Genomic DNA, 11874 nt, shown 5'->3' on the forward strand with positions numbered 1-11874 from the left:
GTGCTGGGGGAGGGAAGACGTCGCGCCCGCCGCCGGTCCGCGGGCGCCGGCTCGGGCACGCGATGGGCAGGAGGGACGTCGCCTAAGCCCATTCCAGCACCGCGCACGCACCTCCGCACATCCGGAAGGTCACCTGCGAGCCGGCCGGTCCGCCGGCGGCCGGGTGGTCAGCCGGTCAGCTGGTAGATGCTCTTGCCGGTCAGCCACAGGCCGATCACCAGGCAGATGACGACGATCGCCTGCTGCTGGTGACCCTCCAGCCAGCCGCGCAGGCGCATCAGCCGGTCGTGCGCGACCTCGGGTGCGAACACGATGTACAGCTCGGCGGCCAGCAGGCTGGCGGTCGCGAGGAGACAGAAGCCGAACAGGGCCGCGTAGGTGGACGTGTGCGAGGTGTTCGCTTCGAGCACGGTCGTCACGCCCGCCGCGACCAGCCCCCACGGCTGGACGAGCACGGCCAGTCCCGCGGCCGCCCAGAGCGAGCCCGAGCGGGAGGCCGCGCCGTCCGAGGGGCCGCCCCGTGGTTCGGGGCCGAGCGGGGTGGCGGAGCCGCGCGGGGCCGTGCCCGCCTTCATGAGGCGGCGGCGGTGGAGCCCGTAGCACACCAGCCCCAGTCCGATGACCATCTTGGCCGCCAGCCCCGCGATGCCGGGCGGGGAGCGCGGTGGCGGCGGCTGGCCGTCCGTCACGGTGAGTACGACCGCGATCACCACGACGAGGCAGGCGAGCCAGGCCAGGATGAAGACGAGGCCCTTCCACACTCCCCTGGCGGAGGACACCACGAGCGCGAAGGCCATGATGGGCAGCGGGTCGACGGTGATGGCCAGCGCGATGAGCAAGAGGTCGAGGACCATGGCGCCCCAATCGAGTGACGAGGTACGACACTACGCACGGGTCCGGGCCCCTACACCTTTTCGCGTCCGTTGGTGGGTGGGCCAACGCCTCCGGACGGCCGAGGGCGTTCGAGATGCCGCCCCCGGCCGTGTCCTTCAACCTGGACGCACACGAAGGAGACCGCGATGACGACGACTTGCCGACCGGCCCCGGGCCCTGTCCCGGCCCCGGCGTCGAGCCGTCCGTTTCCTCCCGTGCCCGCCCCCGTGCCCGCTCCCGTGCCCGCTCCCGTGCCGGTGTGCTGATGGCCTCCGGCAAGGGCAGGCGTGCCGTCCTGCGGTCCGAGTGGTGGCGATCCCGCTCGCAGCGGACGGCAGCCAAGGCCCGGCGGCTCCAGCGCCGGGCCGAGACCCGGTTTCCGGTGATCACCCACGTCGCCGAGCGCATGGTGTCGGTGAACATCTTCGACTCCGCGACCCGCCTCGCCGCGCAGTGCTTCCTGACCGCCGTCCCCCTGGTCTTCGTCGTCGCGTCGGTCGCCCCGCAGGGCGTACGGGAGCAGATGGCCTCATCGATCCGTGCGGTGTTCGGGCTCAACGGCGAGGCGAGCGACCAGCTGTCCGCCATTTTCCGCAGCTCCGACGGGGAGCTCCAGAACGCGGTGGGCGTGGTGGGCTCCCTGATGGTGCTGTTGTCCGCGACCGCCGTGAGCCGCGCCATGCAGCGGCTGTGCAAGCGCGCGTGGGAGATCCCGCGCACCGGGGCGCGGATCGCGGTCTGGCGCTGGCTCGCGTGGATCGCCGCCTGGATCGGTCTGCTGCTCGTGCAGGAACCGGTGCGCAGCGGGTTCGGCGTCGGGCTCTGGCTGGGCGTCCCCGTCACGTTCGTCTTCCAGGCGCTGGTGTGGTGGTGGACCCAGCACATCCTGCTGGGCCGCCTCGTCGGCTGGATGCCGCTGCTGCCGGGTGCCCTGATCACCGCCGGCGCGATGACCGCCCTGTCGGTCACCGCAGGTTTCTACATGCCGCGCGCGCTCAACCGGGCGCTGGGCGAGTACGGTTCGGCCGGCTCGGTCTTCGTCCTTCTGTCATGGCTGATCGTGCTGTGCGTGGCCATCGCGGGCGGTGTCACCATGGGCGCCGTCCTTGCGCAGGAGCCGTACTTCGCCCGGCGGCTGGGAAGTCCGCCGCCCAGCCGGGAGCGGATGGAGCAGGACTGAGCTCCGGTGCTCCCGCGCTCCGGCGCTCCCGCGCTCCCGCGGCGCGCGGCGCGTGGCGCCGTACGGCAGCGCGGGGCGGGCGGTGCCATGCTGGGCAGCAGGGGCCCGAGCGGCCTGGAGGTCCACAGCGATGGCAAAGCGTGCAGCGAAGACGGAGAACGGCGTGCACCGGCTGTCCGTCGCGGAGCGGGTCGCCCGCGGGCGCGCCGCCCGGCGCAGGGCGCCCCGCTCCGGACAGGGGGACTTCGAGCCGTCCGCGCAGCGGCAGGATCCGGTGGACATCCTCGAAGGGCAGTCGGCCGGCCGGGTGCCGGAGCTGGTGCCGATCCGCTACGGGCGGATGTCAGAGTCACCGTTCCGCTTCTACCGGGGCGCCGCAGCCGTCATGGCGGCCGACCTCGCCCACACGCAGGACTCGGGTCTGCGGGTCCAAGTGTGCGGCGATGCGCACATGTTGAACTACGGGCTGCTCGGCACCCCGGAGCGGAACCTGCTGTTCGACGTCAACGATTTCGACGAGACACTGCCGGGACCGTGGGAGTGGGACGTCAAGCGGCTGGCCGTGAGCCTGGCCATCGCCGGGCGGGAGAACGGCTTCAGCGACCGCGAGCGCGCCGCGGTCGTCCGGTCCGCGGGCAGGTCGTACCGCGAGAGGATGCGCGACTACGCCGTCATGCCCCACCTCGACGTCTGGTACGCGCGCGTCGACGCGGAGCAGCTCCAGACGCTGGGGGCGACCGAACTGCGCTCGCGCGGCCGCAAGCGGCTCGCCGAGGAACTGGCCAAAGCACGGGGACGGGACAGCCTCCAGGCCGCCGGGAAACTCACCGAGGTCGTGGCCGGGGAGCGGCGGTTCCGCTCGGTGCCGCCCTTGGTCACGCCGCTCACGGAGCTCATGCCGGACAACCGGCGCGGCTCGCTGGAGGAGCAGATCCGCGACATGGTCGACCGGTACGGCGAGACCCTTCCCTCGGACCGGCGCCACCTGCTGCGGCAGTTCACCGTCGTCGACATGGCCCGCAAAGTGGTGGGCGTCGGCAGTGTGGGCACCCGGTGCTGGATCATCCTGCTCCTGGGCAGGGACGACGAGGACCCGTTGATCCTCCAGGCCAAGGAGGCCGGAGAGTCCGTCCTCGCCCCGTACGTCGGCGCAGGCGAGCACTCCATGCAGGGCGAGCGGGTGGTGGCGGGGCAGCGCCTGATGCAGGCGGCCAGCGACATCTTCCTGGGCTGGCACCGGACGGAGGGCATCGACGGCCGCGAGCGGGACTTCTACGTACGGCAGTTGCGGGACTGGAAGGGGAGCATCGAACCGGAGCTCATGGCACCGCGGGGCATGCAGGCCTTCGGCGACGTGTGCGCCGCCACCCTGGCCCGGGCGCACGCCCGGTCCGGCGACCGGATCGGCATCGCCGCCTATCTGGGCGGCGGCGACGTGTTCGACCGGGCGCTGGTGCGGTTCGCGGAGACCTATGCCGACCTGAACGAGCGCGACCACCGGGCCCTGGTGGACGCGGTGGCCGCGGGCCGGCTGGCGGCGCGGACGGCGTGACCGCCGCCGGGCGCCCCGCGTGCGCCCGCGCCCGCGAGACCCGGCCCGGGGCGGCGCGGCCCTGAGCCGGTCCCTACACGGGACGCGGCGGGTTTCCACCGGGCGGCACCGCGCCCGCGTCCCCGGCGTCCTGCGCGTCGTCCTCGGCGATGAAGTCCATCACGGCCAGGGCGAAGAGGAGCGCGAGGGCGAGACCGAGGATGACCCAGCCGGTCGGATACGGCCACAGGACGAAGGCGAGGACGGCCGCAGCCACCAGGATCCAGGTGATCCACGTGCGGTGGCGGCCCACGAAGGCGCCGACCGGTCCCGTACGCAGGCCCGCACGGTCGGCGGAGGCCCGGGTGGCCGCGATGCCCGAGTGCCACATCTGGCGCACCACGGTGGCGCGGCGACCCGGACCCGAGAGCCAGGCGGCGAGCGCGAGCAGCACGCCGAGGGCCACGACCATGCGGACCGTGGTGCGCAGGAGCTTGATCATCGCGTCGTAGACGGCGCCGGCGGCCGGCTGGGACACGGTGTCGGGGAGCGCGTTGAGGTAGACCGTACGGAAGACCGTCAGTGCGATGCCCAGGACGAGCGCCGCGACGGCGAAGCCGAGGGCCGCCGTCACCAGGGTCCGCCGCCGGTGGACGGAGAGCAGCACGCCGACGGCCGCGAGCACCACGGCGATGACCGGCAGCCAGAAGCCCATGATCTCCAGCAGCCGGAAACCGGTCTTGACCCGGCCGATGTCGTCCGATTTGAGGACCGTGAAGTCGGTGTGGACCTCGGGGATCTTGGCGGCCACGCTCATCCCGGAATCCACCAGCTTGTTCTTCACCTGGTCGATCACGGGAGCGAGGTCGACGGTCACCGAGTCGTTCTTGATCTGAACGGCCCCCTCGTCGCTGCCGGTCAGGGCGCGCACGAGCGAGGTGTGGACCGTGCGGTTCGCGTTGGTCCAGATGGTCTCGAAGGCGTTCGACTGGACGACGTCCAGCGCCTTCTCGTGCACGAAGCTGCGGACCGCGCCCTCCAGCCCGTTGCCCAGCTTCCCCAGCGCCTTCTGCAGCAGCGGCCGCTGGTCCGGCGCCACGTCCTCAAGGAGGTTGGGAAGGTCGATGTGTTCCATCACCGCGCCGGTGACCCGGTTCGCGGCGGCCGCCTGTACGTCGGGGTTGGAGGCCAGCGGGGCCACGGTGGTCACGTAGCGGTCGGTGTCGCCCACGATGCTCGACGTCCACGCGGCGACGATGCCCAGCGGCGCCAGAACGCAGCCGATGATGATCAGCAGCGCCGACAGGAACGCGCGGAGCCGGTGCCAGCGCGGCAGGCGGTGCGCAGCCTCCGCCTCCAGCGTGGCGACCCGAGCGCGTAGCGCGGCGAGTTCTCCCTGGTTGTCATCGTCCGGCATACGGCCCTCCTACAGGTCGCACCCAGGCAAACCCGGCGGGCTGGGCCGGGCAAGCGGAGGCGGGCTGACCGGGTGAGCCGAACCGCTCGACGTGCGGAGGGCGGTATGCGGACCAATACTGCTGATCGCGGGCATTCGGCTCGCCGCAAGGAGGTAATCATGGACGACTACCCCGCGCTCTCCGTGTTCTGGTCCATGCTCTGGTTCTTTCTGTGGATCATGTGGCTGTTCCTGCTGTTCAAGATCATCACGGACATCTTCCGTGACCATGAGATGAGCGGCTGGGGCAAGGCGGGCTGGCTGATCTTCGTGATCATCCTGCCCTTCCTGGGAGTGCTCGTTTACGTCATCGCCCGCGGCAAGGGCATGACCCAGCGGGACGTCAAGCAGGCCAAGGAGAGCGAGGCCGCCTTCCAGAACTACATCCGCGAGACGGCCGGGTCGTCCTCGGCCGGCGGATCGCACGCCGACGAACTCACCAAGCTCGTCGCGCTGAAGGACAAGGGCGCGCTGTCGGAGGCCGAGTTCCAGCAGGCCAAAGCGAAGCTGCTCACCTGAGCCGGCCCGTGCGCGGGGCGGCGCGTGTACCCGGGGCAGTCTCGGCTTCCGGTCTGCAGGGGGCAGACCGGGATTCCTGCCCGGCCGGCGGCCGGACCGTGCCCGGTCCGGCCGCCGCCGCCGTCCTCGTCCTCCCGGCCCTGGGGGGTGTCGTCGAAGTCCCTTCCGGTCGGCGGGGTCTGGCACGCGCGCACGCGGCGCTGTCGTCGGTCGACGACGCGAGCGTCGCCTTTCCCCCTGGCTTCGGCGGGGGGAGACCCTCTCGTGCTGCTGCGTCCAGCGGAAGCCGTCGCGCCGGACCGGCCGTGCACTGCCGGAAGGGCGCCTCGGACGCTTTTCCGGGGGGCCCGGGGGGTGTTTTCGCGAGCGGAGTGATCACACTCGCAGCGTGGTCGGACTCCCCCCCCGGGGATCAGAGCGTGGTGATGAGTCCCCCGTCGATGGTGTGGTCGGAGCCCGTGGTGTTGCCGGCGCGGTCGGAGGCCAGGAGGAGGACGAGATCGGCGACCTCCTCCGGCCGGGTGAAACGGCCGGTGACGGACCGGGCGGCGACGCCCGCGACGACGTCGTCCGGCGAACTCCCCGTACCGCCCGCCACCGTGGCGGCGACGCCCTGGTCCCCGAGCCAGAGCGCCGTCTCGACCGGGCCGGGGCTGACGGTGTTGACGCGTACGCCGCGCGGGCCGACCTCCTTGGACAGCGCCTTGCAGAAGTTGGCGAGCGCCGCCTTCGCAGCGCCGTAGTCGATCACGCCCGGGTCGGGCAGGAAGGCGTTGACCGAGCTGACGGTGACGATCGACCCGGCGCCGCGTTCGAGGAGGTGCGGGAGGGCGGCCCGGGTGGTGCGTACGGCGGTCAGGAAGTTGATCTCCAGGGCCCAGGCCCAGTCCTCGTCGGTCAGCGACAGGAATCCGCCCAGCCGCGGCCTGACGGCGCCGACGTTGTTGACGAGGACGTCGAGCCCCCCGAAGGCGGCGACGGCCTCCCGCACCGCGTGCGCGGGCCCGTCCGCGGTGGCCAGGTCGACGGCCACGGGCCGGACCCGCCCCCCGGCGGCCAGCTCCGTCAGGGGGCCGCCCACCGTGCGGGCGGCGGCCACCACGCGCGCGCCCTCACCGGCCAGGGCGCGGGTCACCGCCAGGCCGATGCCCTTGCTCGCTCCGGTGACCAGCGCCACCTTGTCCTTGAGATGCAGGTCCACGAGGAGTGAGTCTGGGTGAGCCCCGGGCCGCCGGGGTCCTGACATGGCCGTGCTGTCAGGCGGGTGGCCCCTGTTCAGCCCAGGCGGGTCGGGGACGAGGCCGCCGGGGTGAGCAGGCGCGGGGCGCCCGTGCCGTCCGCCGGGACCGTCCACAGGTCGGTGGTGTCCGGCGCGCCCTCGGCGGGCAGGGCGTAGGCCACGGTGCGGTCGTCGAGCCAGAGCGCCTGGTCGTCCACGCTGCGCTTCTCCGCGAGCGGCTGCTCCCGCAGCGTCCGCAGGTCCAGTACGTGCTCGCGCCACAGCGACGCCCCGCGCATGACGCGCTTCTTGTACACCACCCGGGTCTCGTCCGGAGAGAGCGAGGGGCATTCGACGTTCTGGGCGAGGGTGGTGACGCTGCGCCGCGAGACCGAGCCCTTCACCAGGTACGTCTGGCCGGCGGTGCCGAGCGTGGCGTAGAAGGTGTCGTCGTCCTTCGAGAAGGTGACGCCCCAGAAGTTCACGTCCCCCGAGGAGTAGGGGCGGCCGTCCAGCACGATGGAGAACTTCTCCAGGTCCGGTTCGACCGCCCAGGTGCGGGTGTCCACGATCGTCGTACGGGTGGAGAAGAACGCGGCGCCGTAGGACTCGCCGGCGACGAACACCGTCCAGGCGGCGAAATGGCCGCTCGGCGCGACCCGCGCCCGCGACGGGGTGCCCGCCAGCGGGAAGCTGTGCAGCGGGCGCAGCTCGGAGTCGACGATCACGGCCTTGTTGTCCTGGGCCAGGGCGCCCGGCGAGGAGTTCAGGCAGACCCCGGTGCCGGCGGCGGCGTGGAAGCGCTGGCAGGTGAGGCCCGAGGCGGTGCGCTCCGCCTGCGGTGCCTGCCCGGGGACCGAGACGAGCGCCCCGCGGTGCGGTCCCTTGGCGCCGTTGAGGAAGGCCAGCCGGTCTTGCTGCCCGAGCGCGACCCGGCCCTGGGCGACGGTCGGGTCCCCCTCGTGCGTCTGCTCCGCGCGGGCGGCGGAGCGCAGTACGAGCGCGGCGGCGAGGCCCCCGAGGAGCAGCACGGCCGCCGCGAGTACGAGCAGCCGGCGGGAGCGGGTCATCGGTTTCCTCGGTGGAGTCGGGCTGGATCGGTGACGGAGTCCGGATCGGTGATGGAGTCCGGGCCGGTGGCGGAGTCCGGGCCGGTGCCGGAGTGCGGATCGGTGTCCGGTGCCGCCGGGCGGAGCACGAAGCCGGCGACGGCCGCGCAACAGCACAGGCCGGCCGCCGCTGCGGCGAGCGCGGTGCCCGCGCCCCACATCGTCCAGGCGGCCCCGAAGGCGAGCGAGCAGCCGAAGCGGGCCAGCGCCTGGCCGGTCCCGACGACGGCGAGGCCGGTGGCCCGCAGCCTCGCCGGGACGGTCGCGCCGACGGCGGCGGGCAGGACCCCGTCGGTGGCCGCGTAGAACAGGCCGTGCAGGACGAGGACCAGGTACGGGAGCGCAGGCCAGTGCGGGGCCCACAGCAGCAGCCCGTACCCGGCCAGCAGGAGGGCGTGCCCGGCGAGGAAGACGGTACGGCGCCCGATCCGGTCGGCCAGCGCGCCGGCCGGCACGGCCAGCAGCAGGAACACGGCGGCTGTGCCGAGCGGGAGCAGCGGGAACCACTGCTCGCGGATGCCGGTGCGGTCCTGGAGCAGGAGGTAGAGGAACGCGTCGCTGACGGTGGTGAGGCCCAGCAGGGCGGCGCAGAGCGCGAGGGCGCGGAGCCGGGGCAGACGCAGCAGGGCGGCCGCCTCGCGGAGGTTCACCCGGCCGGGCTTCGTCCCGGCCTGAACAGCGCCGTCCGCTTTCGCTCCGTCCGCCTTGGTTCCGTCCGCCTTGGTTCCGTCCGTTGTCGCGCCGCCCCGTCCCGCCGCCACCACCGGCTCCGGGCCCAGCCCCGCCCCCGAGGGGACGAACAGCATCAGCACGACCACACCCAGCACGGCGACGCACGCGCTCACCCCGAAGACGGCGTCGTACCCGCCCACCGCCATGTTCAGGATGAAGAAGGCGGCGAGGGGGCCGATCAGCGCCCCGGTGGTGTCCATGGCGCGGTGCACGCCGAACGCCCGCCCCTGTAACTCCGCCGGTGTGGAGAGGGAGATGAGGGCGTCGCGCGGAGCGGTGCGCAGGCCCTTGCCGGTGCGCTCCAGCGCGAGGACCACGCCCACCGGGCCCAGGCTGTGCGCGAGCAGGAGCAGCGGTTTGCACAGGGCGGACAGGCCGTAGCCGATGCCCGCGATCAGCTTGTGGTTGCGGACCCGGTCGGCGAGGTGGCCGCCGGTCAGCTGGACCAGCGCGCTGACCCCGTTGTAGACCCCGTCGAGCGCGCCGAAGCCGAGCGGGCTCAGCCCGAGCCCGGCGACCAGGTACAGCGGCAGCACCGCGGTGACCATCTCCGAGGAGACGTCCGTGATCAGGCTGACCGTGCCCAGTGCGAGGACGGTCGAGGCGACCGCGGGGGCCCGGACGGAGGCGCCGTCCGGTGCGGTCTTCGCGCCGGCGGGCGCGGAGCGGTCCGCGAGGTACATGCTCTGGAGCTCCCGGTGCCGAGGTCAGGTCACTCGTACGTACGAGTGAGACCCTAGTGCTTGTACGGGCCAACTGGGCGGCGTACGCCCCGATTCGGCGGAACACCGCCGCTCAGCTCAGCCCTGCCGGCTGCTCTCGTCGCGCAGCCACGTCGAGAAGTCCCCGGAGCGGATGGCCTTGCGGGCGCGGCGTCGGGCGGCCAGCGCCGCCACCACGAACACCACCACCCCCGGAAGCAGGCTCGGCTGGGCCCTCAGCAGGGCGCGCAGATCATCCGTACCGGTGCGCGCGGACGGCGCGTGCGCCCCCTCCGCGCTTCCGGGCGCCTGCGAAGCCTGGAAGCGCTCCAGCTCGGCTGAGGAGGTCGCCGCCCTGACCCGCCTCCTGATCAAGTCCCCCCAGGTGCGCGGCGGATGCACCACCACCCGGGCCGTCTCGACCACCCGGCGCTCCTGCGGAGCGAACGCCAGCGACGCGGCCAGGTCGTCGGCCATCAGCGGCGGCAGCGCGGCGATCCGCGCGTGCCCCGGCTCGGTCACGGCGATGACACCGCGCCCGAACAGCCCCTCGCGGACGGCCGGCAGCCGCTGCCAGACCCGGTAGTACGCGCGGACCGGCCAGGCGCACCCGGAAAGGGGGATGTCCCGGCCGGGGGCCGCCGCGAGCAGGTCCGGACGGGCGGCGAGGGCGCCGGTCAGCGCCCGTACGTCGGCCGCCCCGACCTCCACGTCGGCGTCCACGTACAGGCGTGGAAAGCCCTGGGCGTGCTCGTCCCCGACCCGGAGTGCCGTGTGTTTGGACGGAGTCGGAATCTCCACCACCCGTACGCGGGGTCCCCGCGCGCCCGCCACCGCCGCGGTGTCGTCCGTACAGCCGTTGCACACCACGACGATGTCGGGCCCGGACGCCGGGGCGTCGGCCAGGAGAGCGTCGAGGAGCCGGCCGATGACCCGGCCCTCGTTGTGGGCCGGGATCACGATGCTGGTCACCCCGGAAGTATGCACGCTCGAACACCCGCGCCGACCGTTTCCTGCAACTCTCCCCGGGGCTGGTTCCGGTGGTCTAGATTGAACGCAGCCGACCGGATTCGACGTGCTTCGACGACGCTGAAATCCGGTGGGAGCAAGGCAGTTGGGGAACTTGCGGGCACGGCGGCTTGGGGGAACAGGCCACCTGCCCGTGGCCGGACCGGTGCGAGGGGCGCGCCGGGCGGCCGGGGGGCGGAAGTACGTCGCAACACGTAGGGCATCGGTCGTGGGGGGCCATCACCGTTGGGCAGGTCACGCACGGGTCGCGCATGCGCCCCGGCGCCGGCCGTCGGCGGCACCCCCTTCCTTCGCACGCGTCCCGGCCATGGGTTGTCGATTGCGCCCGCGGGCGTGCGCGGAAGGAAAGTGGAACGCTGTGAAGGAATCCGAGAAGGACACCGAGAAGGACGCCGTGAAGGGTGCGGCGCGCGAGGTCACGGCCCCGGGCGTGTGGCCGACCAAGCCGTTAGGCGTCGCCGTCGTCGGAGCGGGCTACTGGGGCCCCAATCTCGTCCGCAACTTCCAGTCCAGCCCGGGGTTCCGGCTCCGCTGGCTCTGTGATCTGAACGTCGACCGGGCGCGGCAGGTGCTCGGCCCCTACTCCACGGTCCAGGCGACCTCCGACTACGCGGCCGTCCTGGCGGACCCGGCCGTCGACGCCGTCGCCGTGGCCACCCCGGCCGGCACCCACCTCGACGTCGCACTGGCCGCGCTGCGGGCCGGCAAGCACGTCCTCGTGGAGAAGCCCCTCGCCGCCACGTACGAGGACGGCCTGAAGCTGGTGACCGAGGCCGAGGAACGCGGCCTCACCCTCATGTGCGACCACACCTACTGCTACACCCCGGCCGTGGCCCGCATCCGCGACATGGTCCGCTCCGGCGAACTCGGCGACATCCAGTTCTTCGACTCCGTGCGGATCAACCTGGGGCTCGTCCAGAAGGACATCGACGTCCTGTGGGACCTCGCCCCCCACGACCTCTCCGTCCTCGACTTCATCCTCCCGGACAACGTCCACCCCGTCGCCGTCGCCGCCCACGGTGCCGACCCGATCGGCGCCGGACAGTCCTGCGTGGCCTATCTGACGCTCACGCTCAACACCGGCGCCATCGCCCACGTCCACGTCAACTGGCTGTCCCCGGTGAAGGTCCGCACGACGATGGTGGGCGGCTCCAAGCGCACCCTGGTCTGGGACGACCTCAACCCCACCCAGCGCGTGGCGGTCTACGACCGCGGGGTGGACATGACGGCCCCGCAGGAGATCGGCGCGGACGAGCGCCGCGACATGCTCGTGTCCTACCGGTCCGGCGACATGGTGGCGCCCGCGATCGGCGAGAAGGAGGCCCTGCGCAGCATGGTCGAGGAGTTCGCCGCCGCGATCAGGACGCGGCGGCCGGCGCTGACCGACGGCTGGGCGGGCCTCCAGGTCCTCGACATCCTCGAAGCCGCCTCCCGCAGCCTGGAGTTCCGCGGCGCCGTCGTCGGACTGCGCACCGGCCGCTGACACCGGGCGCCGACCGCAACGGAAGGCGCCACCCGCACCACC

At 72.9% G+C, this 11874-nt stretch carries 10 protein-coding genes; 4 read left to right on the forward strand and 6 right to left on the reverse strand.

Features of this window, described 5'->3' with window-relative positions; all coding sequences use genetic code 11:
• Window positions 1-167: 167 nt before the first annotated feature.
• Window positions 168-854, reverse strand: coding sequence for a GAP family protein (locus ACFYXV_RS11700; protein ID WP_389382755.1), 687 nt, complete (start codon window positions 852-854; stop codon window positions 168-170).
• A gap of 284 nt (window positions 855-1138) precedes the next feature.
• Between ACFYXV_RS11700 and ACFYXV_RS11705 the strand changes: the two genes are divergently transcribed.
• Together ACFYXV_RS11705 and ACFYXV_RS11710 are read left to right on the forward strand one after the other, a co-directional pair.
• Complete coding sequence (locus tag ACFYXV_RS11705; protein WP_389382842.1) at window positions 1139-2053, forward strand: YhjD/YihY/BrkB family envelope integrity protein; 915 nt, start codon at window positions 1139-1141, stop codon at window positions 2051-2053.
• Window positions 2054-2183: 130 nt separating this feature from the next.
• Window positions 2184-3605, forward strand: a complete 1422-nt coding sequence (locus ACFYXV_RS11710; protein WP_385473437.1) for a DUF2252 domain-containing protein — start codon at window positions 2184-2186, stop codon at window positions 3603-3605.
• 73 nt (window positions 3606-3678) lie between these two features.
• Here ACFYXV_RS11710 and ACFYXV_RS11715 read toward each other — a convergent pair whose 3' ends face one another.
• A complete protein-coding gene (locus tag ACFYXV_RS11715; RefSeq protein WP_385473434.1) occupies window positions 3679-5001 on the reverse strand; it encodes a hypothetical protein in 1323 nt (440 codons plus the stop codon).
• A gap of 159 nt (window positions 5002-5160) precedes the next feature.
• Between ACFYXV_RS11715 and ACFYXV_RS11720 the strand changes: the two genes are divergently transcribed.
• A complete protein-coding gene (locus tag ACFYXV_RS11720; RefSeq protein WP_383346544.1) occupies window positions 5161-5559 on the forward strand; it encodes an SHOCT domain-containing protein in 399 nt (132 codons plus the stop codon).
• Between the two features lie 412 nt (window positions 5560-5971).
• Here the strand turns inward: ACFYXV_RS11720 and ACFYXV_RS11725 are convergent, their stop codons facing one another.
• The 4 genes from ACFYXV_RS11725 to ACFYXV_RS11740 form a co-directional block, all read right to left on the reverse strand.
• Window positions 5972-6760, reverse strand: coding sequence for an SDR family NAD(P)-dependent oxidoreductase (locus tag ACFYXV_RS11725; protein ID WP_385469425.1), 789 nt, complete (start codon window positions 6758-6760; stop codon window positions 5972-5974).
• A gap of 74 nt (window positions 6761-6834) precedes the next feature.
• Window positions 6835-7848 carry a TolB-like translocation protein gene (locus tag ACFYXV_RS11730; RefSeq protein ID WP_385469427.1) on the reverse strand — a complete coding sequence of 338 codons (1014 nt, stop codon included), beginning with the start codon at window positions 7846-7848 and terminating at the stop codon, window positions 6835-6837.
• The gene (locus ACFYXV_RS11735) at window positions 7845-9302 is read right to left on the reverse strand and encodes an MFS transporter (RefSeq protein WP_389382756.1); all 1458 of its coding nucleotides are present in this window, start codon (window positions 9300-9302) and stop codon (window positions 7845-7847) included. The genes ACFYXV_RS11730 and ACFYXV_RS11735 overlap by 4 nt, the downstream gene beginning before the upstream one ends.
• 117 nt (window positions 9303-9419) lie before the next feature.
• Complete coding sequence (locus tag ACFYXV_RS11740) at window positions 9420-10292, reverse strand: glycosyltransferase (RefSeq protein ID WP_383502362.1); 873 nt, start codon at window positions 10290-10292, stop codon at window positions 9420-9422.
• A gap of 415 nt (window positions 10293-10707) precedes the next feature.
• Between ACFYXV_RS11740 and ACFYXV_RS11745 the strand changes: the two genes are divergently transcribed.
• Window positions 10708-11832 (forward strand): Gfo/Idh/MocA family protein, encoded by a 1125-nt coding sequence (locus tag ACFYXV_RS11745; RefSeq protein ID WP_389382757.1) that lies wholly within the window; start codon window positions 10708-10710, stop codon window positions 11830-11832.
• Window positions 11833-11874 lie beyond the last annotated feature (42 nt).

The sequence above is a fragment of the Streptomyces sp. NPDC002181 genome (assembly GCF_042890485.1).
Classification (GTDB): Bacteria; Actinomycetota; Actinomycetes; order Streptomycetales; family Streptomycetaceae; genus Streptomyces.

Bases quoted from the DNA above. Each gene is read 5' to 3' on its own strand.
- ACFYXV_RS11700 (WP_389382755.1), bottom strand. From the start codon at position 854: ATGGTCCTCGACCTCTTGCTCATCGCGCTGGCCATCACCGTCGACCCG.
- ACFYXV_RS11705 (WP_389382842.1), top strand. From the start codon at position 1,139: ATGGCCTCCGGCAAGGGCAGGCGTGCCGTCCTGCGGTCCGAGTGGTGG.
- ACFYXV_RS11710 (WP_385473437.1), top strand. From the start codon at position 2,184: ATGGCAAAGCGTGCAGCGAAGACGGAGAACGGCGTGCACCGGCTGTCC.
- ACFYXV_RS11715 (WP_385473434.1), bottom strand. From the start codon at position 5,001: ATGCCGGACGATGACAACCAGGGAGAACTCGCCGCGCTACGCGCTCGG.
- ACFYXV_RS11720 (WP_383346544.1), top strand. From the start codon at position 5,161: ATGGACGACTACCCCGCGCTCTCCGTGTTCTGGTCCATGCTCTGGTTC.
- ACFYXV_RS11730 (WP_385469427.1), bottom strand. From the start codon at position 7,848: ATGACCCGCTCCCGCCGGCTGCTCGTACTCGCGGCGGCCGTGCTGCTC.
- ACFYXV_RS11735 (WP_389382756.1), bottom strand. From the start codon at position 9,302: ATGTACCTCGCGGACCGCTCCGCGCCCGCCGGCGCGAAGACCGCACCG.